The organism is Arthrobacter sp. 05L428, assembly GCF_056397665.1.
Genome location: NZ_JBFTNW010000005.1, coordinates 125957 through 146849 on the forward strand (window position 1 = coordinate 125957; position 20893 = coordinate 146849).

19 protein-coding genes are annotated in these 20893 nt (G+C 68.3%); 9 read left to right on the plus strand and 10 right to left on the minus strand.

Annotation, left to right across the window (positions count from 1 at the left end):
- Nucleotides 1–64: 64 nt before the first annotated feature.
- The gene (gene trhA / locus AC1DH3_RS11420) at nucleotides 65–706 is read left to right on the plus strand and encodes a PAQR family membrane homeostasis protein TrhA (RefSeq protein WP_441418569.1); all 642 of its coding nucleotides are present in this window, start codon (nucleotides 65–67) and stop codon (nucleotides 704–706) included.
- A 147-nt stretch (nucleotides 707–853) separates the two neighbouring features.
- Here the strand turns inward: trhA and AC1DH3_RS11425 are convergent, their stop codons facing one another.
- The 4 genes from AC1DH3_RS11425 to mca form a co-directional block, all read right to left on the minus strand.
- Complete coding sequence (locus AC1DH3_RS11425) at nucleotides 854–1531, minus strand: HAD family hydrolase (RefSeq protein ID WP_476909356.1); 678 nt, start codon at nucleotides 1529–1531, stop codon at nucleotides 854–856.
- Nucleotides 1528–3723, minus strand: a complete 2196-nt coding sequence (locus AC1DH3_RS11430; RefSeq protein ID WP_476909357.1) for a thioredoxin domain-containing protein — start codon at nucleotides 3721–3723, stop codon at nucleotides 1528–1530. Before AC1DH3_RS11430 ends, AC1DH3_RS11425 begins: the two co-directional genes overlap by 4 nt.
- Nucleotides 3701–4045 (minus strand): hypothetical protein, encoded by a 345-nt coding sequence (locus tag AC1DH3_RS11435; RefSeq protein WP_476893257.1) that lies wholly within the window; start codon nucleotides 4043–4045, stop codon nucleotides 3701–3703. Before AC1DH3_RS11435 ends, AC1DH3_RS11430 begins: the two co-directional genes overlap by 23 nt.
- Nucleotides 4046–4126: 81 nt before the next feature.
- Nucleotides 4127–5032, minus strand: a complete 906-nt coding sequence (gene mca, locus AC1DH3_RS11440) for a mycothiol conjugate amidase Mca (protein WP_441418486.1) — start codon at nucleotides 5030–5032, stop codon at nucleotides 4127–4129.
- Nucleotides 5033–5128: 96 nt separating this feature from the next.
- On the opposite strand from mca, the gene AC1DH3_RS11445 reads away from it, so the two are divergent.
- Nucleotides 5129–5587 carry a DUF4307 domain-containing protein gene (locus AC1DH3_RS11445; RefSeq protein ID WP_476893258.1) on the plus strand — a complete coding sequence of 153 codons (459 nt, stop codon included), beginning with the start codon at nucleotides 5129–5131 and terminating at the stop codon, nucleotides 5585–5587.
- A gap of 224 nt (nucleotides 5588–5811) precedes the next feature.
- Nucleotides 5812–6306 carry a transcription elongation factor GreA gene (greA, locus tag AC1DH3_RS11450; protein WP_138769984.1) on the plus strand — a complete coding sequence of 165 codons (495 nt, stop codon included), beginning with the start codon at nucleotides 5812–5814 and terminating at the stop codon, nucleotides 6304–6306.
- Between the two features lie 79 nt (nucleotides 6307–6385).
- On the opposite strand, the gene AC1DH3_RS11455 is transcribed toward greA, so the two are convergent.
- The 4 genes from AC1DH3_RS11455 to AC1DH3_RS11470 all read right to left on the minus strand — a co-directional run bounded on the left by AC1DH3_RS11455 (nucleotide 6386) and on the right by AC1DH3_RS11470 (nucleotide 10670).
- The gene (locus AC1DH3_RS11455) at nucleotides 6386–6976 is read right to left on the minus strand and encodes a rhomboid family intramembrane serine protease (protein ID WP_441418488.1); all 591 of its coding nucleotides are present in this window, start codon (nucleotides 6974–6976) and stop codon (nucleotides 6386–6388) included.
- 9 nt (nucleotides 6977–6985) lie between these two features.
- On the minus strand, nucleotides 6986–8224 hold the full coding sequence (gene ilvA, locus AC1DH3_RS11460; protein ID WP_441418489.1) for a threonine ammonia-lyase: 1239 nt from the start codon (nucleotides 8222–8224) through the stop codon (nucleotides 6986–6988).
- A 3-nt stretch (nucleotides 8225–8227) separates the two neighbouring features.
- Nucleotides 8228–9571, minus strand: coding sequence for an AI-2E family transporter (locus tag AC1DH3_RS11465; RefSeq protein WP_476909358.1), 1344 nt, complete (start codon nucleotides 9569–9571; stop codon nucleotides 8228–8230).
- A gap of 94 nt (nucleotides 9572–9665) precedes the next feature.
- Complete coding sequence (locus AC1DH3_RS11470; RefSeq protein ID WP_441418491.1) at nucleotides 9666–10670, minus strand: aldose 1-epimerase family protein; 1005 nt, start codon at nucleotides 10668–10670, stop codon at nucleotides 9666–9668.
- Between the two features lie 83 nt (nucleotides 10671–10753).
- Between AC1DH3_RS11470 and galT the strand changes: the two genes are divergently transcribed.
- Nucleotides 10754–11917, plus strand: a complete 1164-nt coding sequence (gene galT, locus AC1DH3_RS11475; protein ID WP_476909359.1) for a galactose-1-phosphate uridylyltransferase — start codon at nucleotides 10754–10756, stop codon at nucleotides 11915–11917.
- Nucleotides 11914–13074 carry a galactokinase gene (gene galK / locus AC1DH3_RS11480; protein WP_476909360.1) on the plus strand — a complete coding sequence of 387 codons (1161 nt, stop codon included), beginning with the start codon at nucleotides 11914–11916 and terminating at the stop codon, nucleotides 13072–13074. The genes galT and galK overlap by 4 nt, the downstream gene beginning before the upstream one ends.
- A gap of 117 nt (nucleotides 13075–13191) precedes the next feature.
- Here galK and AC1DH3_RS11485 read toward each other — a convergent pair whose 3' ends face one another.
- The gene (locus AC1DH3_RS11485; RefSeq protein ID WP_476909361.1) at nucleotides 13192–14115 is read right to left on the minus strand and encodes a Bax inhibitor-1/YccA family protein; all 924 of its coding nucleotides are present in this window, start codon (nucleotides 14113–14115) and stop codon (nucleotides 13192–13194) included.
- A 511-nt stretch (nucleotides 14116–14626) separates the two neighbouring features.
- On the opposite strand from AC1DH3_RS11485, the gene AC1DH3_RS11490 reads away from it, so the two are divergent.
- The 4 genes from AC1DH3_RS11490 to AC1DH3_RS11505 are packed head-to-tail and all read left to right on the plus strand — an operon-like array spanning nucleotide 14627 to nucleotide 18803.
- On the plus strand, nucleotides 14627–15922 hold the full coding sequence (locus AC1DH3_RS11490; protein WP_476909362.1) for a branched-chain amino acid ABC transporter permease: 1296 nt from the start codon (nucleotides 14627–14629) through the stop codon (nucleotides 15920–15922).
- Between the two features lie 9 nt (nucleotides 15923–15931).
- Complete coding sequence (locus AC1DH3_RS11495) at nucleotides 15932–16900, plus strand: branched-chain amino acid ABC transporter permease (protein WP_441418496.1); 969 nt, start codon at nucleotides 15932–15934, stop codon at nucleotides 16898–16900.
- Nucleotides 16897–18033, plus strand: coding sequence for an ABC transporter ATP-binding protein (locus tag AC1DH3_RS11500; RefSeq protein ID WP_476909363.1), 1137 nt, complete (start codon nucleotides 16897–16899; stop codon nucleotides 18031–18033). The genes AC1DH3_RS11495 and AC1DH3_RS11500 overlap by 4 nt, the downstream gene beginning before the upstream one ends.
- Nucleotides 18030–18803 (plus strand): ABC transporter ATP-binding protein, encoded by a 774-nt coding sequence (locus AC1DH3_RS11505; RefSeq protein WP_476909364.1) that lies wholly within the window; start codon nucleotides 18030–18032, stop codon nucleotides 18801–18803. The genes AC1DH3_RS11500 and AC1DH3_RS11505 overlap by 4 nt, the downstream gene beginning before the upstream one ends.
- A gap of 538 nt (nucleotides 18804–19341) precedes the next feature.
- Here AC1DH3_RS11505 and AC1DH3_RS11510 read toward each other — a convergent pair.
- A complete protein-coding gene (locus AC1DH3_RS11510) occupies nucleotides 19342–20694 on the minus strand; it encodes an ABC transporter substrate-binding protein (protein WP_476909365.1) in 1353 nt (450 codons plus the stop codon).
- Nucleotides 20695–20893: the final 199 nt, after the last annotated feature.

Genomic DNA, 20893 nt, shown 5'->3' on the forward strand with positions numbered 1-20893 from the left:
CGCGCACAGCGAAAACAGCCCCAAGGGCCGGGAAAGCAGCCCGGTGGACGACGCCGCCGTCAGGATCGCCGAGCTGCTGATGATCAAGCCGAAATGGCGCGGCTGGATCCACACCGTCACGGCGCCACTGGCCTTTGCCGCAGGCCTGGTGCTGGTACTTCTGGCCCCTACCGCCGAGCTGAAGACCGCCTCGGCGGTCTATGCCTTCACAGGGGTGCTGCTCTTCGGCGTCAGCGCTGTCTACCACCGCGGGAACTGGTCCCCCGGGGTCAAGATCGTGCTGAAGCGGCTGGACCACACGAACATCATGCTGGTGATCGCCGGCAGCTACACACCGCTGGCTTGGGCGCTCCTGGACCGGCCCAAGGCCGTGCTGCTGCTGTGGGTGATTTGGTCCGGCGCGGTGCTCGGGGTGCTCTTCCGCTTGTTCTGGACCCACGCCCCGCGCTGGCTCTACGTGCCGATCTACATCGCCCTGGGTTGCGGGGCCTTGTTCTACCTGCCCGATTTCTTCGCCGCCAGCGCCCCTGCCGCCGTGCTGATCTGCGTGGGCGGCGCCCTCTACATTGCCGGCGCCGTGTTCTACGCGCTGAAGAAGCCGAATTTCAGCTACGAGCACTTCGGCTTCCACGAGCTATTCCATGCCTTCACGGTCTTTGCCTTCGCCGCGCACTACATCGCGATCGCGATCGCCGTCCTGGGCTGACCGCTGAGCCCGGCCGGGCCGCCGGCCCGCCGGCCGGACTGGATTCTCCCCGCCTTTGAATTCCAGACGCCGGGAATCGCCGGGGTTCCGGCCCGACACACCGGGCGCCCACTCCAAAGTTGGGGAAATCCAGCGCCGGCGCCACCCTCAGCCCGGCCGGCCCGCGGCAATCAACTCCGGGAGCTGGCGCATGTCGTGGAAGACCGTGGTGCCGGGGCCGGCGAGCCATTCCGCGGGGGTCACTCCGCCCGCATAGGCGAACGCGTGCATCCCCGCGGCCCGCGCCGCCTGCACCCCGTAGGCACTGTCTTCGACGACGGCGCAGCGCTCCGGCGCGGTCCGGAGCACCCCGGCCGCATGCAGGAAAAGATCCGGGGCCGGCTTGCCGTTGGCCACCTCCGTGGCACTGAAGATCCGGCCGGCAAAACGGTCTAGCAGCCCGGTCCGGCCCAGTGTCCGCCGCATCTTCGCGTGGCTGCCGCTGGAGGCAACACAGTGCGGAAGCCGGAGCCGGTCCAGGGCCTCCTCCACGCCGTCGACGGTGGTGAGCTCGCGTTCGAAGGCATCGTGGTACCACGTCTGGTAGGTCCTGTCCCAGCCTTCGGCCAGTTCGATGCCCAGTTCCCGTTCGACGGTGGCGATGAAGTTGGCCTCGCTCCGGCCGACGAAGCGCCGCACGATTTCCTCGATCTCCAGCTCCCAGCCAAGGTCGGCCAGGACCCGCTGGTCCACCTGGACCGAGATCACCTCCGAGTCCACCAGGACGCCGTCGCAGTCAAAGACCACCAGGTCAAAGGGAGCCGGGTCCCCCGGGGCAAATGTCATTCCGCCATGGTAGCCAGCCGGGCACGGAGCGCGGCGACCGAACCCGCCGGAAGGTCGCAGACCATGCCGCGGCACAGGTAGACCTGCGGCGACCCGCCCGGCCCCGCAGTGCGGCCGCGGAGCAGGGGGACCTGGCCGCCCCCGGCGTCCCCTGCCGGGTCCTGGAGCGCAATCACCAGTCCCGGGCTGGGCGAGAGCAGCAGCGCGCGGTGCAGCGCCGTCCGCTCCGGCGTGTCGGCCCCGACGACGGCGGCTTCCACCGGGCCCGCCAGCGCGGCCCGCGCCGTGGCCAGCAGCCACCCGGCCACCCGGGGTGCGTTGGTGGCTAGCGGCGGCAGCAGGGACAGGATGTTTCCGGCCATGGCGCGGCGCTCCGAGGATCCGGACAGCGCGGCAGAGGACAGCAGGACCCCGGCAAATGCGGCCGCACCGCTGGGGGTGGCGTTGTCGAAGGGATCCATTCCGGCCCGGCCCCCCTGGGCGTTGAGGACCTGTGCTGATTCCCCGGCGGCGTCTCGCAGCGCCCCACCGGCCGCGAACCGGGTGCAGGCGGACGCCAGGATGGCCTCGGCCAGGGCATACCATCGCGTCCGCCCGGAGACGGCGTAAAGCGCGAACAGGCCCTCCACGCAAAAGGCGTAGTCCTCCAGCAGGCCGCCGATCCCGCGGGCAGACCCGTCGTGGGACACCCGGAGCAGCCGGCCGGGCTCCCCGCCCTGACCCGGGGTCCAGTGCACCCGTTCCAGGTAGCCGGCGATCCGCTCGGCCGCGCCAAGCAATTCGGGGCGGCCCAGCACGGCACTGGCCTCGGCCAACGCCGCGAGGGCCAGCCCGTTCCAGCCGGCCACCACCTTGTCATCCCGGGCAGGCTGCGGCCGCGCCGCGCGGGCCAGCCGCAGCACGGGCCGGACCCGCTGCCACAACGCGCCTTCCGGGCCGTCCAGCGCGTGGCCGGGATGCAGCGGCGACCCGGCTGCGGACACGGTGCCTGCGTCGGAGACATGCATCAGCCGGGCCACGGCGGCGCCGTCCGCGGGCCCCAGCAGCTCCGCCAGTTCTCCGGGGGTCCACAGATAGCTGGCGCCCTCGGAGTGCACCCCGTCCACCACGGTGTCCGCATCGAGGGACGACGCAAGCGCCGCCGGGCCTTCGGCGCCGCCTTGGCTAGCTTGCGCCGCCGCACCGGCCAGGCCCAGCGAGTCGAGCATCCAGTCCGCGGTGCTGCCCGCGACGGCGGCGGCCTCCGCGGCCGGGTACCCGTCCGTGCCGCCGAGACGGGCCCAGTGGACGTAGACGCGAAGTAACTGGGCGTTGTCGTAGAGCATCTTCTCGAAGTGCGGCACGGACCAGTCGCGCGTCACGGAGTAGCGGGCAAAGCCGCCGTCGAGCTGGTCGAACAGTGCCGAACGCGCCATCGCGGCGAGCGTGCGGCCCGCCACGTCCCGGGCCGCCTCCGCAGTGTCGGAGGCCGTGGCTGCGTGCCGGATCAGGAACTCCAGGACGGCCGACGGCGGGAATTTGGGCGCGGCGCCGAAGCCTCCCGCGGCATCTTCGGAGCGGGCCAGGGCGCGCACCGCCGCGGAAATCAGGGCCGGGTCGAGGACGGCCGCGGGCGCGTCCAAGCGGACGGCGGACGCGGACTGCGCGGCGGCGATGCCGCGCGCCAGCGTGGCGGCGTTCTGCTCGACGGCGTCGCGGCGTTCCAGCCAGGCCTCGCGGACGGCTTCCAGCACCTGGCGGAAGGAGGGCCTGCCGGGCATCGGCCGCGGCGGGTAGTAGGTGCCGGCGTGGAAGGCCCGGCCGTCAGGCAGCAGGAAGACTGACATCGGCCAGCCGCCCTCGCCGCTGATGGCCTGCGTGGCGGCCATGTAGACGGCGTCGACGTCGGGGCGTTCCTCCCGGTCCACCTTCACGGGGACGAAGTTGGCGTTCAGGAAGTCGGCGGTGTCCTGGTCTTCGAAGGACTCGCCGGCCATGACATGGCACCAGTGGCAGGCGGCGTAGCCGATCGACAGGAACACCGGAACGTCGCGGGCCGCGGCGAACGCGAACGCTTCGTCGCCGAAGGGTTGCCAGTGCACGGGGTTGCCGGCGTGCTGGCGGAGATAGGCGGAGGGTTCCCCGCCCAGGGCGTTGGCCGCCCAGGGTGAGGCATCGGAGGCGCCGCGGTCAGCGGTTCCCGGACCCTGCATCACCGTTGGCTTCCGGCCGGATGTCCGCGCCGTCGCCGGTTTGCGGGTAGCCCCCCAGGCTGCCACCCCCGGGCTGCCCGGCCTGGACCTGTCCGGCTTCCTCGGCGGCGGCCCGCTCTTCCTCCACCTGCGCCCGGTAACGGACCCGACGGATCCGGCGCACCATGTCCACAATCAGCAGCGCCGTTAGCACCACGATGAACGCGGTCAGCAGGAAACCCAGCAGGCCCGGGGTGACCTGGTCCTGGTCGAGTCCCGGGCGCAGCGACGGCGTCGGTGTCGGTGCCGGGGAAGCCGCCAGGGCGATGAACAAGGAATGCACGGTGGGAACCTTCTGTGGGGAACGTCTTTTGCGGGTCTTCCGGTACCACTCTTCTACGCGGCATAGAAGTCCCTGCTGGAACTATCTTAGCCCGGCAAAGAAGTCCGTCTCGGGCACGTCGGTGGGGACCCGGGACTGGATCAGCGAGTAGTCCTCCCACGGCCAGGTCTGCCGCTGCATTGCCGGCGTCACCGCGAAGAAGAAGCCCTCCGGATCGATCTGGGTGCGGTGCGAGCGCAGGGCGTCGTCGCGGGCCTCGAAGAAGTCCCCGCACTCGATCTGGGTGGTGGTGGGGTGCGTGGGCGCGGGCGGGGTGTGCCCTTCCGCGTCCGCCTCAAGCCAGGCCGCGAGCCGCTCGGCGTACGGCGACTGCAGGCCGGCTTCCTCGAGAGCGTAGTGCAGGGCGCGGAAGCGTTCGGGACTGAACGCACGGTCGTAGTAGAGCTTGCTGGGTGCCCAGGCTTCGCCGGTTCCGGGGTAGCGTGCCGGGTCGCCGGCGGCTTCGAAGGCCTCGACGGCGACCCGGTGCGCCATGATGTGGTCCGGGTGCGGATAGCCGCCGTTCTCGTCGTAGCTAAGGATGACCTGCGGCTTGAAGTGGCGGACCAGACGGACCAGCGGGGCGGCGGCCCGCTCCAGCGGCAGCGTGGCGAACGAGCCGACCGGAAGCGGAGGCAGCGGGTCGCCTTCGGGCAGGCCGGAGTCGACGAAGCCCAGCCAGCGCTGGCGGATTCCGAGGACCTTGGCCGCGTTGTCCATCTCCAGCCGGCGGGCGCCCGCCATGTCCCGTTTGGGGTGCGGCGCACTCTCCATCGCCGGGTTCTGGATGTCGCCGCGGGAGCCGTCGGTGCAGGTGGCCACCATGACTTCGACGCCAGAGGCGGCGTACATGGCCATCGTCGCGGCGCCCTTGCTGGACTCGTCGTCGGGGTGCGCGTGGACGGCGAGCAGCCGAAGCTTGGCTGACGGGCTGGGGGACGCTGTCATCGTTGGACGGCTCCTCTTTCTTCTGCGGGGTCGGTGCTGCGCGGGCGGAACGGCGGTGCGGAAATTCCCCTGCCCGATCCACACTAAACTGGACTGGTGACTTCCGAGGAGCAGCCTGCCGCGCCCGCGCCGGCACCTACCAGCCTAGCCAATCGCTACGGCGGCCAAAAGCGCACACTGGGCGGCAGGACCAAGCGCAACATCCTGATCGCTGCCCTCGCGGCCGGAATCGGCTTCATGGCGTGGGTTTCGACGTCGGCCTCCACCGAATCCGTCAGCTTCAAGGACATCGGCTACAGCACGCCCGACGCCACCGTGGCCGAGGCGGATTTCCAGGTCACCAAGAATCCGGCCACGGCCGCCAAGTGCGCCGTCAAGGCCCTGGATGCCAAGTTCGCCGTCGTCGGCTGGAAGGTCGTCGACGTCGGTCCCAACGCCGTCGATGCCGGCGCCGACGGCGGCCGCACCACCGTGCACCGGGTGACCATCCGCACCGAATCGCAGGCCGTGTCCGCCGTCGTGGACAACTGCTGGATTCCGGACGCCTCGAAGTAGCCGCATCCCGAAGGAATCGGGCCCGGAACCCGGGCCCGGGCAGGGCTCAAGGCGTAACACAGTGTGATCTGCGCCGCAGCGGTTCTTGGGTTTATCCACAGCATTGACTACAATGGATCAATACCCCTGCCCCGCTGAGCTGGTTACTGAGATCCATAAGTGGCCACCGTGGCGGGGTCTTTGCTTGTTTGACCAGCTTGTTTGACCATCAAAAGGAGAAGTCCGTGTCGACCACCAACAGCGCAACTGCAGCTTGGCTTACCCAGGAAGCTTTTGACCGCCTGAAGGCAGAGCTGGACCACCTCTCCGGCGCCGGGCGTGCAGACATCGTTCAGAAGATCGAAGCCGCCCGCCAGGAAGGCGACCTCAAGGAGAACGGCGGCTACCACGCGGCCAAGGAAGAGCAGGGCAAGATCGAGGCCCGCATCCGCCAGCTGACCGTGCTGCTCCGCGATGCACACGTGGGCGAGGCCGCTGCCGACGACGGCATTGTCGAGGCCGGCATGATCGTCGTGGCGAAGATCGCCGGGGACGAAGAGACCTTCCTGCTGGGCTCCCGCGAGATCGCCGGCGACTCCGAGCTGGACGTCTTCAGCGAGAAGTCCCCGCTGGGTTCCGCCATCGTCGGCCACAAGGAAGGCGACAAGCTCAGCTACACCGCCCCGAACGGCAAGGACATCACGGTGGAGATCATCTCCGCCAAGCCGTACGTCGGCTAACGGCACCAGTGCTCGACGCCGGCCCTCCCCTGCAACGGGAAGGGCCGGCGTCGCCGTTTAATTACCGCATCGTCTCTAACTACCGGCGCCGGCTCAGCAGCAGGGCCGCGACGACGCCGCCGGCGGCCCCGCCCAGGTGCGCCTGCCAGGAGACGTAGCCCGCCACGATGGGCAGCATGCCGAAGAGGATGCCGCCGTAGGCCAAAAAGAGCACCAGCGAGAGCAGGATCTGGCCCCAGTGGCGGTTGAAGAAGCCCCGTACCAGCAGGAACGCGAAGAGCCCGAAGACCAGCCCGGACGCTCCCACCGTGATGTTGAACCCGCCGATCAGCCACACCGCCGCTCCCGAGCCGAGCCAGCTGGAGGCCAGCGCCGTGGCGAAGACCCGCACGCCGGACAGGAACACCAGGAACCCGAAAATGATCAGCGGCAGGGTGTTGGAGAGCAGGTGGGCCAGGTTGGCGTGCAGCAGCGGGAAGGTCAGGATGTCCAGCAGCCCGTCGGCGGAGCGCGGGCGCAGTCCGAAGGTGGCGTTCAGCGAATGCATCGTCAGGGAGTTGACGATCTCGATCGCGTAGAGCAACAGCACGAAGGAGCCCACCACCAGCAGGCCCAGCCGGGCCCGGGCAGCGGGGGTATCCCGCCGCTCGGCCTTGGACGCTTCTAGCACGGCGGCCGCCTAGTGCACCACGATCGGCTGGAATCCTTCGGCCCGGAGCGCGCCGAGGACCTGCTCGCAGTGCTCGTGGCCCTTGGTTTCCAGGTTGACGGTGATGGAGACGTCGCCCATGCTGATCGAGCCGCCCACCCGGGTGTGGTCCAGCCCGGTCACGTTCGCGTCGTTTTCGGCGATGATCCGGGCGATGGTCGCGAGCGAGCCGGGCCGGTCGTCCAGCATCATCCGCACGGTCATGTAGCGGCCGGCAGCGGAGAGGCCGCGCTGGATGACCTTGAGCATGAGCATCGGATCGATGTTGCCGCCGGAGAGCACGACGGCGGTGGTCCCGGGGTTTTCGATCTTGCCTTCCATCAGGGCGGCCACGCCCACGGCGCCGGCCGGTTCGACCACCATCTTGGCCCGTTCCAGCAGGAAGATCAGCGCCCGGGCCAGCGCGTCCTCGCTGACGGTGACGACGTCGTCGACGAGCTCGCGGATGATGCTGAAGGGCAGCTGCCCCGGCCGGCCGACGGCGATGCCGTCCGCCATGGTGGAGACGCGCTTGAGCGGGACGAGGGCGTCGGCGGCGAGTGAGGGCGGGTAGGCGGCGGCGTTTTCGGCCTGCACGCCAATGATCCGGATCTCCCGGCCGAGTTCCTTGGCCCTTGCCTTCACTGCCACCGCGACGCCCGCCAGCAGGCCGCCGCCGCCGACGCCCATCAGGATGGTGTCCACGTTCGGGATCTGCTCGAGGATTTCCAGTCCCACGGTGCCCTGGCCGGCCACGACGTCGACGTCGTCGAAGGGGTGCACAAAGACGGCGCCCGATTCGTCCGCGTAGCGCTTGGCCTCGGCCAGCGCCTCGTCGACGTTGTGGCCGTGCAGCACCACCTCGGCGCCGTGGCTGCGCGTCGCGGCAAGCTTGGGCAGGGCGACGCCGAGCGGCATGTAGATGCGGGCCTTGATGCCGAGGGACTTCGCCGCCACGGCCACGCCCTGGGCGTGGTTGCCGGCCGAGGCCGCGACGACGCCGCGTTTCTTCTCCTCGGCGGAGAGCTTGGCCATCCGGACGTAGGCGCCGCGCACCTTGAAGGAACCGGCGCGCTGCAGGTTCTCGCACTTGAAGTAGACGTCGCCGCCGGCGATGCTGCCCAGCGCCCGGGAGGACTCCACCGGGGTCCGCGTAATAATCCCGTCGAGCAGCTTCTGCGCCTCCAGGACATCGTCCAACGTGACGGGCAGGCTCTCGAGGGTATTCACGAACTAGTCTCCTTTAGGGGTTCCGGCGTCGGCGCCAGGGCGGTGGACCTCCCTGAAGCCCGGGTCCTGGCCGGCGCCGGCAAGGGCAGGGGCTCCCTGCGGGCTTGCGGCTGCCAGCTCTCCATCATGTTCCCACGTTCTGGCCGCAATGTACCGAATGGCCGAGTTTGCTACGGCGAGGATCGGCACGGAGAACAGGGCGCCCGGGATGCCGGCGAGGTAGGAACCCGCGGCGACGGACAGGATGACGGCGACCGGGTGGAGCGAGACGGCCTTGCCCATGACCAGGGGCTGCAGGATATGGCCTTCCAGCTGCTGGACCAGCAGCACAATACCGACCATGATGAGGGCGTTGACCAGGCCGTTGGCCACAAGGGCCAGCAGCACGGCTACTGCGCCGGTGACGAGTGCGCCGACCAGCGGGATGAACGAACCGATGAACACCAGCACGCCAAGCGGCAGGGCCAGCGGGACGCCGATGATCGCTGCTCCGACACCGATCCCCAGGGCATCCACGAAGGCCACGAACATCTGGATCCGGGTGTAGCTGACCATTGAGGTCCAGCCGCGCCGGCCGGCGCCGTTGACGGCCGGACGGGCCTTCCGCGGCATCAGCCGGACCAGGAACCCCCAGATCCGTTCGCCTTCGAGCAGGAAGAAGATCGTGACGAACAAGGCAATCAGGAGCCCGGCGGCGAAATGCCCGGCGGTGCTGCCGAAGGTCAGCGCGCCGCTGAGGATGCTGCTGCTGTTCTTCTGCAGCGCGTCGGCTCCTTCCTTGACGTAGGTGTCGATCTGGGCGGCAGTCAGGTGCAGCGGGCCGTCGGCCAGCCAGGTCTGGACCTGTTGCAGGCCCGTAAGCGCCTGGCTCCAGAGCTCGCCGAAGCCGGCGGTGAGCTGGCGGCCGACGAGGGCGAGCGCGCCGGCGATAACCCCGATGAAGCCGAGCAGGGTGATGGCGACGGCGGCGCCGTTGGGCACCCGGCGCCTGCGCAGCCAGCGGGTGACCGGGCTGAGCAGTCCGGCCAGCAGGGCGGCGACCATCACCGGGATGATGAGGAAGCTGATTTTGCTGAGCAGCCAGACGAGCACGCCGGTGACAAGCAGGATCAGGCCGATCCGCCACGCCCACGACGCCGCAATCCGCACGCCGTAGGGGATGTCCTCGTCCAGTTCCCGGTCGCTGCGGGCCCGCGGTGCCGTCGGGGCAGCGCCCGGCACCGGGCCGGCAGGCACTCCGGCAGCTACGCTGGCGGCGGGGCCGGCAGGAGGGGCGGAAAGCCTGGGCGCGGCATATCCGGGGAGCTCGGAGTCGGGTCGTTGGGTGGCGTCCTCAGCTGGCGTCATAGCCCCATAATTCCCTAGTGCGGCGCGCAAAGGAAACGGCGCGGAACGAGCCGAGGTATCCGGGCAAGGGTACGGGCAGCGGGGCTTTGGCCGGCTAGCTGCCGAGGGAGGCAGTAATTCCCCAGCTCATTGTGAAGGACTCCCCCGCAGGCAGCCAGCCCAGGCCGTCGCCGCTGTTGAAGGCGTTGGCCGGTCCGGTCATGGGCTCAAGCGCCACGGCCGTGGTCCGGCCCGGGAACTTGCCGGTGACGAAGACGTGGACGTAGCGGCAGTGCTCGTCCTGCCAGAGGCTTACGCTGCGGCCGTCGGCGGCGCGCAGTGTGCTGCGTGCCAGGCCGCCGTCAAAGTCCAGGTCCGTGTACGCGCAGTCCAGGTCGAGGTCCCCGGCGAGCCGGCCTGCCCGGAGGTCGAAGTCGCCGGCGACCGGCTCGGTACTGCGCGGAATCAGGCGCTCGTCGGTCACCAGCCGGGTGCGGCCGCTGACGGTCACGGTGAGTTCTTCGCTCGGCACCTCCCCCAGCCGCAGGTACGGGTGCGCGCCGAGGACGAAGGGGGCCGGCTCCTGCGAATCGTTGATCAGCGTCTGGCGGACGGTGAGCCCCAGGTCCTCCTCCAGTTCGTAGCGCACCCGGTGCCGCAGCAGGAACGGGTAGCCGTGCTGCGGAAACACAGCCGCCTCAAGGGTCACGGAGAATTCCGATTCCTCCACCAACTCGTAGGAGGCGTTCCGCAGCAGCCCGTGGCTGGCATTGTTTCTGGCCACCTCGGTGATATCGAGCTGCTGTTTCTTCCCGTTGAGGTACCAGATGCCGTCTTCCACGCGGTTTGCCCATGGCGCCAGCGTGATCCCGGTAGCGCCGGGCGGGATGTCGGCGTCGCCGTAGCTCTCGGTCAGTTGGGTGCCCGCACGGCTGTAGAGCCGCAGGCCGGCCGCGAGTTCGGTCACCACGGCCAGGGCGTCGCCCCGGCGCAGTTCGTATTGCCTGCCGCTCGCGTAGCGCCGGGTGGAGGTGCCCGGTCCGCCTGCGGCGGAAATTGCGGCAGCGGAAACTGCGGCGACGGAAGGGTCTGGGGAGGCCGGGGAAGCAGGGAGGTCCATGGGCACCACGGTACCGAACCGTGCGCCCGCCCGTACACGGCGGGGCTTTGCCGGAAAGTCGTGAAGTCTGATCGAATGATGGAATGCGCGCCAACAGCATCACCCAAGGCACCCTCGCCGACGGCCGGGAGCTCTATTACTTCGATGATGCCGCCGGGGAGGCAGCCGCCGATTCAGGCACGCGGCGGCGTCGGCCGCGGGCCCACGACGACCGCCGGGAGCTGGACGGACGGGCCGCCGCCGGCGAGCTGCGCTTCGACGCGCTGACCGGCGAATGGGTGGCGATCGCCGCGCACCGCCAGTCCCGGACGCACCTTCCGCCGGCCGATGAGTGCCCGCTGTGTCCGAGCACCTCGGCCAACCCCTCGGAAATCCCGGCGCCGGACTACGACGTCGTCGTCTTCGAAAACCGCTTCCCCTCGCTGGGCCCCGACCTCGGCCAGCTCCCGGCGCAGCCGGCATGGGGAACCAGCGTGCCGGCGTACGGGCGCTGCGAGGTGGTCTCCTTCACCCCGGACCATACCGGTTCCTTCGGCGGCCTCGGCGAGGTGCGTGCCCGTACCGTGGTGGAGGCCTGGGCCGTCCGCACTGCGGCGCTCAGCGCGCTGCCCGGGATCCGGCAGGTGTTCCCGTTCGAGAACCGCGGCGCGGAAATCGGTGTCACGCTGCACCACCCGCACGGCCAGATCTACGCCTACCCCTACCTGCCGCCGCGCGCGGCCGTGCTGGCCGTCGCCGCGCGGAAACATTACGACGACGCCGGGGGCCGTGACACGCTCACCGGATCGCTGCTGCGCGCCGAGCGCACGGACGGCAGCCGGATGGTCCTCGAGGGCCGGCATTTCAGCGCCTACGTGCCCTTCGCCGCCCGCTGGCCGCTGGAAGTCCACCTCGTCCCGCATCGGCAGGTCCCCGACCTCGCCGCCCTCGACGGCGACGAGAGGGACGAACTCGCACAGCTGTACCTGGACCTACTGCGGCGCCTGGATGCCCTCTACCCCACCCCCACCCCGTACATCGCCGCGTGGCAGCAGGCGCCGCTGGACAGTGTGCTACGCCCCGCCGGCTACCTGCACCTGCAACTGACCTCGCCCCGCCGCGCCGCGGACAAGCTCAAGTACCTGGCCGGCTCGGAGGCAGCGATGGGGGCATTCATCAACGACACCACGCCGGAGGCCGTCGCGGCCCGGCTGCGCGACGCAGCCGCCACGAGTTACCCAGTCCCCACGGAAAGCAGCACCCTATGAACCCCCCGCCGGGCACCAAGGAACTTCGGTCGCGGTTCAAGGAGGTCTTCGGGGCCGCCCCGGACGGCGTTTGGCAGGCCCCGGGGCGGGTCAACCTGATCGGCGAACACACGGATTACAACGAGGGGTTCGTGCTGCCGTTCGCCATCGACCGGACCGCCCGGGTGGCCGTCCGGCTCCGGCCCGACTCCACGCTGCGGATGCTGTCCACGTTCGGAAACCAAGGGCTGACGACGGCGGACGCTTGCGTCCTGGACCCGGCCACGGCCAGGGGCTGGACCAAGTATCCGCTCGGCGTGCTCTGGGCCCTCGAGCAGCGCGGTCTCGCCGTCCCCGGACTGGACCTGCTCCTGGACTCCGACGTGCCGCGGGGAGCCGGGCTGTCCTCCTCGCATGCCATCGAATGCGCCATCATCCTGGCCGTCAACGAGCTGACCGGCGCAGGGCTCAGCGTGGAGGACATGGTCCTGGCCACCCAGCGCGCGGAGAACGACTTTGTCGGAGCCCCCACCGGGATCATGGACCAGTCGGCCTCGCTCCGGGGCGCCGCGGGCCGTGCAGTGTTCCTCGACTGCCGGGACCAGAGCGTCCGGCTGGTGCCGTTCGACGCCGAGGCAGCCGGCCTGGTGCTGCTGGTGATCGACACGAAGGTCTCGCACTCGCATGCCGGCGGTGGCTACGCGGCCCGGCGCGCGTCCTGCGAGCTGGCCGCCGATGTGCTCGGCGTCCGGGCGCTGCGCGACGTCGGGGTCGGGGATCTCGAGGAGGCTGCCGGGCTGCTGGACACGGAAACGTTCCATCGGGTCCGCCACGTCGTCACCGAGAACGACCGCGTGCTGCAGACGGTGGAACGCCTCGAGGGCGAAGGGCCGCAGGCCATCGGCGCGCTGCTGGACGCCTCGCACGCCTCGATGCGGGACGATTTCGAAATTTCCTGCCCCGAATTGGACCTCGCGGTGGACACAGCCCGCGCCGGAGGCGCCATCGGCGCCCGGATGACCGGCGGCGGCTTCGGCGGAGCCGCGATCGCCCTTACCCCGGCAGGCGCGGAGCAGCGGGTGCGTTCCGACGTCGGGCGGGCCTTCGGGCGCGCCGGCTACGCCGCCCCGGAGGTCTTCCGCGTCCGCCCCGCGGCGGGAGCCCGCAGGCTGGACTGAAGCCGGCCTGAAGCCGGCCCGAAGCCGGCCTGAGGCTGGCCCGAGGGGAAGGCATGAAGCGGGCCCCGCCATCCGGCGGGGCCCGCTTCATAAGTCGTGCTGTTGTGCGGCTGCCGGCTAGTCGTCGCCGCGCAGGATGGCCAGCAGGCGGATGATCTCGACGTAGAGCCAGACGAGGGTGACCGTGAGGCCGAACGCCGCGGTCCAGGAGAAGCGCTGCGGGGCGCCGCTGCGGACGCCGGCTTCGATGCTGGTGAAGTCCATGATCAGGGAGAACGCGGCGAGGCCGATCGCGAGCAGGCCGATGAAGACACCCAGCGGGATACCGAAGAGCTCCACCTGGGTACGCAGGCCGAACGGGGTCTGCACGGCGCCGGTCCACATCATGACCATGTTGACGAGCGCGAAGACGGCGTAGCCGATCATCGCGATCATGAAGAAGCGCATGGCCCGGGGCGTCGCGCGGACCTTGCCGCTCTTGAACAACACCAGGGTCACGGCGAAGACGGAGAGCGTCCCGATCACGGCCTGGAGGCCGACGCCGGGGAACATCCCGTCGAGGATCCGGGTCAGGCCGCCGAGGAACAGGCCCTCAAGGGCTGCGTAGGCCAGGATCAGCGCCGGCGAGGGCTGCTTCTTGAAGGTGTTGACGAGGGCCAGGACAAAGCCGCCCAGCGCGCCGACAATCATCAGCATCGAGGCGAGGCCCTGCGCCACCACAAGGGTGACGGCCGCGCCGGCGATCACGGCGGCGAGGCAGGCCGCCGTCTTCATGATGACGTCATCGAAGGTCATGCGGCCGCTGTCGGCCGGTCCGGCCGCCGGGCGGTTGTACATGTCCTGCAGCTGGTCGCTGCTCATCGCCTGCTGCGACGGGTTCCAGCCGGCCTGGGTCTGGCCGAACTGGCCCTGGCCATACGGGTTCTGGCCGTACTGGTTCTGGCCGTAGCCCTGCCCGTACGGCGCTTGCGGGGCAGGCGGTGCCTGGGTGGCTCCACGGAAGTTCTTTCCGTTGAAGATCGGGTTTCCGCCAAGTGCCATTGCTGGTGTCCTCCAAATTAAGGGGGTAGGTGATGATCGGTGGTGAGGATCGTTATGACTCACGCTACCAATTCCCACGCCCGGCAGGCAGGGATAGTTCCCTTCGGGTTCCCGCCGCAACAAAACCGTGATCTGGGGCGGCCCGCCCCCGCCCTGCTTCCGCCCCGGTGAAGCGCTTCTTCGCCGAATGTTTAGGAATCCTCGGGAACAACAAAAGTTTTCTTTAGCTCGGCTAAATCCCGCTTGGGCGCCGGCTTCACGGTTGTTACGCGATCGCGACGTTCTGCCTGCTCGCAGCGGCATTAGTTACCCCGCCCGGCCTGTAACATTGGCCCAACAGGGTGACGAACATCACAAGCAAGAACCGCTCCATCGCATCGAAGTATCCGCTCTACCCTCGTCCCCTGACCGTTCGCAGCGGTTGCAATGGCGCAACCCAGACCACCCCCATGTGGAGGTTTTCAATTTGAGAAGCACACCGAGAGGCCCGTCGCAGAGACGGCGCGGCAGAATGCTGAAAGCTGTGGGGGCCGTTTTCGCCGCCGTGGCCGCCCTTCTGCTCATCGTCGCCCCGGCATCCCAGGCCACGACCCCTTCGCCGACACCATCCCCGTCGAGCACTTCGTTCCAAAACAGCATCAGCGGATTCCTGCGCGGCGATGACCGCGCCCCGCTCGCCGGCGTCACCATCACCGCCAAGAGCGGCGATTTCACGGGAACAACCAAGTCGGGTCCCAACGGTTCCTGGAACATCGGCGTGCCCACCCAGGGAACGTATGAGGTCGAGCTGGACGTGAAGACCCTCCCGGAGGGCATCAAGCTCGCCGAGGGCCAGGAAAACCCCCGCAAGGTCAGCTTCAGCCAGACCTCCAACCTCTCGGTCATCTTCGCCTTCGGCAAGGGCATCGTCGTCCAGGAGCAGGACTTCGGCCAGAACCTGCTGAACCGCCTCGTGGCAGGCCTGAGCTTCGGCCTGCTGCTCGCGCTCGCGTCGGTGGGACTGTCACTGATCTTCGGCACCACCGGCCTGACCAACTTCGCACACGGCGAGATGGTCACCCTCGGCGCCGTGCTGGTCTTTGGCTTCAACGCCATGAACCTGCCGTTCTGGCTCTCTATCATCCTCGCGCTCCTCGGCGGCGGCCTCTTCGGCTACGTCCAGGACGCCGGGCTGTGGAAACCCCTGCGGCGCCGCGGCACCGGCCTGGTCCCGATGATGATCGTCAGCATCGGCCTCGCCCTCGCCGTCCGCTACGTCATCCAGTTCTACTTCGGCGGCGCCACCCAGCAGTTGCCCTTCGCCCAGAGCGCGGAAATCCAGATCGGGCCGGTCTCCATCTCGCCGAACAACCTCTGGTCCCTGCTCATCAGCGTCGTTGTCATCGCCGTCCTCGGCGTCGTACTACTCAAGACCCGGCTGGGCAAGGCCACCCGCGCCGTGGCCGACAACCCGGCACTGGCGGCGGCCTCCGGCATCGACGTCGACGGGGTCATCCGGATCGTCTGGGTCACCGGCGGCATGCTCGCCTCGCTCGGCGGCATTCTCTGGGCGTACTACCGTCCCGGCGTCACCTTCGACATGGGTTCGCAGATCCTGCTGCTCATCTTCGCCGGCGTGACCCTCGGCGGCCTCGGCACAGTCTGGGGCGCCCTCTTCGGTTCCATCATCGTCGGCATCTTCGTGGAGCTGACCACCGTGTTCGGCCTCGCCGCCGACCTCAAATACGTGGGAGCACTGTTCATCATGATCGTTGTCCTCTTGTTCCGGCCTCAGGGCATCCTGGGCCGCCGCGAGCGCGTGGGTTAGGAGACAGACATGGACTTCGGATTTATTCTTTCCAGCGCTGCCGGTGAACTGTTCAGCCCGACGACGGCGGCGTACGCGCTTGCCGCGCTCGGCCTGGCCGTCCACTTCGGCTATTCGGGCCTGCTGAACTTCGGCCAGGCCGGCTTCATGGCGGTGGGGGCCTACGGGTTCGCGATCTCCACCCTGACCTTCCACGTGCCGTTCTTCGTGGGCCTGCTGATCGCCGTCGTCTGCTCGGCGATCTTCGCCCTGCTGCTCGGCATCCCCACCCTCCGGCTCCGGGCCGACTACCTGGCCATCGTCACGATCGCGGCCGCGGAAATCGTCCGCTACATCGTCACCACCAACCAGCTCACCTCGGTGACCGGTTCGGCCAACGGCCTTGCTGCCTTCGAAGGCGACTTCTACGCCATGAACCCCTTCCCCGAGGGGTCCTACTTCGGCATGAACAACCGCGACTTCTTCATCCGCGTGGTCGGCTGGGCCCTGGTGATCGTCTGCTGCCTGCTGGTCTGGCTGCTGATGCGCAGCCCCTGGGGCCGCGTCCTCAAGGGCATCCGCGAGGACGAGAACGCCGTCCGCTCGCTCGGCAAGAACGTCTACTCCTACAAGATGCAGGCCCTCGTCATCGGCGGCGTGCTTGGCGCCCTCGCGGGCATGGTCTTCACCCTCCCCCGCGGCGCGGTGCAGCCGGCCAACTACGGCACCGAGCTGACGTTCTTCCTCTACACCTGCCTGCTGCTCGGCGGACTCGGCACCGTGCTGGGACCCGTCGTCGGGGCGATGATCTTCTGGGTCGTGCTGTCCCTGACCCAGGGCGTGCTCTACGGCCTGATCGAATCCGGCGCCGTCACGTGGCTGAACACGGTCCAGGCCGGGCAGCTGCGCTACATCCTGGTCGGCATCGCACTGATGCTGCTGATGATCTTCAGGCCCCAGGGCGTCTTCGGCAACAAGAAGGAGCTGGCGTTCGCATGAGCATGCACAGCGAAGAACCAAAGCCCGGCCTCGGGTCCACCGAGACCGCGGAGGGCATCGACTACATGACGGACACGCGTCCGATTGCGGCCGGCGAGATTGCTCCCGGCTGCAAGAAGCGCGACCCGATTGTGGTGGCGGAAAATGTCACCCGCAGCTTCGGCGGCATCAACGCCGTCGACGTCGAATACCTCGAGATCCCGCGGCACAAAATCACGGCCCTGATCGGCCCCAACGGTGCCGGCAAGACCACCCTGTTCAACCTGTTGACGGGCTTCGATACGCCAAACACGGGCAAATGGCAGTTCGAAGGAAACAGCCTGGCCGGTGTCTCCTCCTACAAGGTGGCCCGCATGGGCATGGTCCGCACCTTCCAGCTGACCAAGGTCATGGGCAAGCTCACCGTCATGGAGAACATGCGGCTGGGCGCTTCACACCAATCCGGTGAGAAGCTCTCCAAGGCCCTGTTCAAGGGGATCTGGGGCGGCCAGGAAAAGAAGATCACCGAAGAAGCCAACGTGCTGCTGGAGAAGTTCAAGCTCGACGCCAAGAAGGACGACTACGCGGCGTCCCTCTCCGGCGGCCAGCGCAAGCTCCTCGAAATGGCCCGTTCGCTGATGGTTCGTCCGAAGCTCGTGATGCTGGACGAACCGATGGCAGGCGTCAACCCGGCGCTCACCCAGTCCCTGCTGGACCACATCAAGAACCTCAAGGCCGAGGGCATGACCGTGTTGTTTGTCGAGCACGACATGCACATGGTCCGCCACATCGCCGACTGGGTGGTGGTGATGGCCGAGGGGAAGATCGTGGCCGAGGGGCCGCCCGCTGAGGTCATGAAGAACCCGGCCGTGATTGACGCCTACCTGGGCGCCCACCACGACGTGGATCTTGGCGATTCGGAAGGCATCAAGGTGCTCGCAGCCGAACTTGAGGCGGACGAGGAATCAATCGTCGGCACCGAGAACGCGGGCATCATCTCCGCCGACGTGCTCGCGACGGAGGCTCCCGGGCACGACACCGCCAACGGTGCGGCGCACGGCCGGCGCAGCGCCGAGGAACCCGGCCTCGGCGAGCCGAACCGGACAGAGCCGAACCGCGTTGAGCCGAACCGGACAGAGAAGGACACAGAATGAGCGCCACGAGTGCGGCCACCGCCGCGACTAACGCATACGAGGGCGATTCGGTCGTCAAGGTCACCGACCTGGTGGCCGGTTACATCCCGGGCGTCAACATCCTCAACGGCTGCAGCATCGAGGCCCGCAAGGGTGAGTTGATTGGCATCATCGGTCCCAACGGCGCCGGCAAGTCGACCCTGCTGAAGGCCATGTTCGGCCTCGTCAAGGTCCACTCCGGCTCCGTGGTGGTCCGCGGCCAGGACATCACCGGGCTGAAGGCCAACAAGCTGGTCAGCCGGGGCGTTGGGTTTGTCCCGCAGACCAACAACGTGTTCGCGGCCCTGACCATCGAAGAGAACCTCCAGATGGGCATGTTCCAGCGCCCTAAGGACTTCGCCAAGCGGTTCGACTTCGTCGCGGAGCTGTTCCCGGAGCTGGCCAAGCGCCGGGCCCAGCGCGCCGGCTCGCTCTCCGGCGGTGAGCGCCAGATGGTCGCCATGGGACGGGCCCTGATGATGGACCCGGCCGTGCTGCTGCTCGACGAGCCCTCGGCAGGCCTCTCCCCCGTCAAGCAGGACGAAACCTTCCTGCGGGTGCACGAGATCAACCGGGCCGGCGTCTCCGTGATCATGGTGGAGCAGAACGCGCGCCGCTGCCTGCAGATCTGCGACCGCGGCTACGTCCTGGACCAGGGCAAGGACGCGTACACGGGAACCGGCCGGGAACTCATGAAGGATCCCAAGGTCATCCAGCTGTACCTGGGCACCTTGGCGGACACGGTCGACTAGTCCGGCCATCGCTGTCCAGAAGGGCCGTCACCAGCCGGTGGCGGCCCTTCTGCATGCCCGGCGCGTGTCCGGTTCCCGTGGGTGCCGTCCCGGGCGCCCAGGGTCCCCGCAGGGCTCCGGCGACAGCCACTTGCTCGGCGCCTGCCCCCGTCACCCTCTGCGTGACTCTCGCCGAACGCTCTGCGGCACCCAAGCCAGGTTTCCGCGGCGGTTCCAGACAGACGCAGCCCGGATCCGAGCAGCCTCTGTCCGATTCCGTAGCCTCCATCCGTTGCTTTAGCCCCGGCGGCCACAGGGCGCCGTCGGAACCCCTCCCCGGCTATGCGACGGCGTCACGCGCAGCAGAGTCTTGGGCCTCCACCCGGCGGGTTGGGCTGGTTCTGCGGGGTCGAACTGAACGGGGCGGCCCGAAGGACTGACCTGCGTGACGCCTAGGCCCGGTCGCGTCCTTCGCCCCCGCTCCCCTCCCTGCTCCCGGCACGCAAGAGACCCCCGTCCGGAGGGGACGGGGGTCTCTTGTTTTTCTTGGAGAGCGGCTTTACAGCTTGCCGAATTCTTCCTTGACGGGCTTGTAGCTGTTGTCATCCTGGAACTCGTAGATGCCGATGTAGGCTTCCGTCGGGTCACCGGCGTCGGAGAACGTTACGGGGCCGGACTGGCCGTCGTAGTCGATGTCCTTGCCGTTACGGAGCAGGGTGACGCAGGAGGCGAAGTTGTTGCACTTCTCGCCGCCTTCAGAGACCGCCTTGAGCTGCTTGGCGATATCCACGCCCTTGGTGCTCTTGGCGGCTTCAGAAGCCAGTGCGATCAGGTTCACGGCGTCGTAGGACTCGCCTGCGTAGCTGTAGTCCTTGAGCGCCGGATCGATGGCGAGGAGCTTCTTCTTGAAGTCATCCTTGGCGAAGGTGCCCGGGATGGTGCCCTGGGCGCCCTTCAGGGTGCCTGCCTTAAAATCCTTGCTGTAGTCGGACATGTTGCCGTCCACCATGAAGATCTGGGTGGGCTTGATGCCCTTGCCCGTCATCAGCGGGACGATGCTCTTGGCCTGGTCGAAGGTGATCAGGGCGATGGCATCCGGCTTGGCCGCGAGGACCTTGTCCACCTGGCTGCTGAACTGGGAATCGCCTTCGTTGAAGAGCTCTTCCGCCACAACCTTGCCGCCGGCAGCTTCTACGGCCGACTTGACGTTCTTAGCCAGACCCGTGCCGTAAGCATCGTTCAGTACGATCATGCCAACGGTCTGCGCGCCACAGGTGGCCATGTAGTTGCCGAGGACCTTGCCCTGCAGGACGTCCGACGGGGCGGTGCGCCAGTAGAGACCCTTGTCGTCCCACGTGGTGAAGTCCGGCGAGGTGTTGGCCGGCGAGAACTGGATGACTCCGGCGCCGGTGATCTGGTTGATCACGGTCTTGGAAACGCCCGAGGAGGCGGCACCGACAATGGCACTGACACCCTGGCCCAGCAACGCGGTGGTGGACTGGGTGGCGATGTCCGTCTTGGTGTCGCCCGAGTCGCGGTGGATGACCTGGACCGGCTTGCCGAGGACGCCGCCGGCGTCGTTGATTTCCTTGATGCCAAGGTTCACGCCTGCGATTTCGGGCGGGCCGAGGAAGGCAAGGGAACCGGTGGTCGGCAGGAGCGAGCCGATCTTGAGCGGGGTATCCGTGGTGGTCGAGGACGCGGGCACGGAGCCTGCCGCGCTGGCCGAGCTGGTGGAGCCTCCGGTTGCGCTCGGGGCCGGGCAAGCGATGCCGGCGGCCTGGGCGGATGCCGAGCCGCTTGACGCCGGCGCGGTGGACGTACCGCCACAAGCCGTAGCCAGAAGGGCGACGCCGAGGCTAAGCACTGTGAGCTTAGCGATGCGCGGCGCCACCTGGGGGAGTGAAGTCATAGAGAAATCTCCTCGATCTAAAGGTGCGAACGGCCTTTGATGCGAAAGATCAGGTGTTCCTGATTTAGATTCAAGCTAATGCAATTTCCGCCCGAAAATAAGTGACTACGGTCACATCCTTATAACACTCGTTGCATAGAGGAAATCAGCGTGCGGGAAAAGCGCGGTGATTGGCTTGGGGACGGCCCGGGAGGCCACG

Bases quoted from the DNA above. Each gene is read 5' to 3' on its own strand.
- AC1DH3_RS11505 (WP_476909364.1), top strand. From the start codon at position 18,030: ATGAGCGCCACGAGTGCGGCCACCGCCGCGACTAACGCATACGAGGGC.
- AC1DH3_RS11495 (WP_441418496.1), top strand. From the start codon at position 15,932: ATGGACTTCGGATTTATTCTTTCCAGCGCTGCCGGTGAACTGTTCAGC.
- AC1DH3_RS11485 (WP_476909361.1), bottom strand. From the start codon at position 14,115: ATGGCACTTGGCGGAAACCCGATCTTCAACGGAAAGAACTTCCGTGGA.
- galK (WP_476909360.1), top strand. From the start codon at position 11,914: ATGAACCCCCCGCCGGGCACCAAGGAACTTCGGTCGCGGTTCAAGGAG.
- AC1DH3_RS11510 (WP_476909365.1), bottom strand. From the start codon at position 20,694: ATGACTTCACTCCCCCAGGTGGCGCCGCGCATCGCTAAGCTCACAGTG.
- AC1DH3_RS11465 (WP_476909358.1), bottom strand. From the start codon at position 9,571: ATGACGCCAGCTGAGGACGCCACCCAACGACCCGACTCCGAGCTCCCC.
- AC1DH3_RS11500 (WP_476909363.1), top strand. From the start codon at position 16,897: ATGAGCATGCACAGCGAAGAACCAAAGCCCGGCCTCGGGTCCACCGAG.
- galT (WP_476909359.1), top strand. From the start codon at position 10,754: ATGCGCGCCAACAGCATCACCCAAGGCACCCTCGCCGACGGCCGGGAG.
- AC1DH3_RS11490 (WP_476909362.1), top strand. From the start codon at position 14,627: ATGCTGAAAGCTGTGGGGGCCGTTTTCGCCGCCGTGGCCGCCCTTCTG.
- AC1DH3_RS11470 (WP_441418491.1), bottom strand. From the start codon at position 10,670: ATGGACCTCCCTGCTTCCCCGGCCTCCCCAGACCCTTCCGTCGCCGCA.
- AC1DH3_RS11425 (WP_476909356.1), bottom strand. From the start codon at position 1,531: ATGACATTTGCCCCGGGGGACCCGGCTCCCTTTGACCTGGTGGTCTTT.
- AC1DH3_RS11430 (WP_476909357.1), bottom strand. From the start codon at position 3,723: ATGCAGGGTCCGGGAACCGCTGACCGCGGCGCCTCCGATGCCTCACCC.
- mca (WP_441418486.1), bottom strand. From the start codon at position 5,032: ATGACAGCGTCCCCCAGCCCGTCAGCCAAGCTTCGGCTGCTCGCCGTC.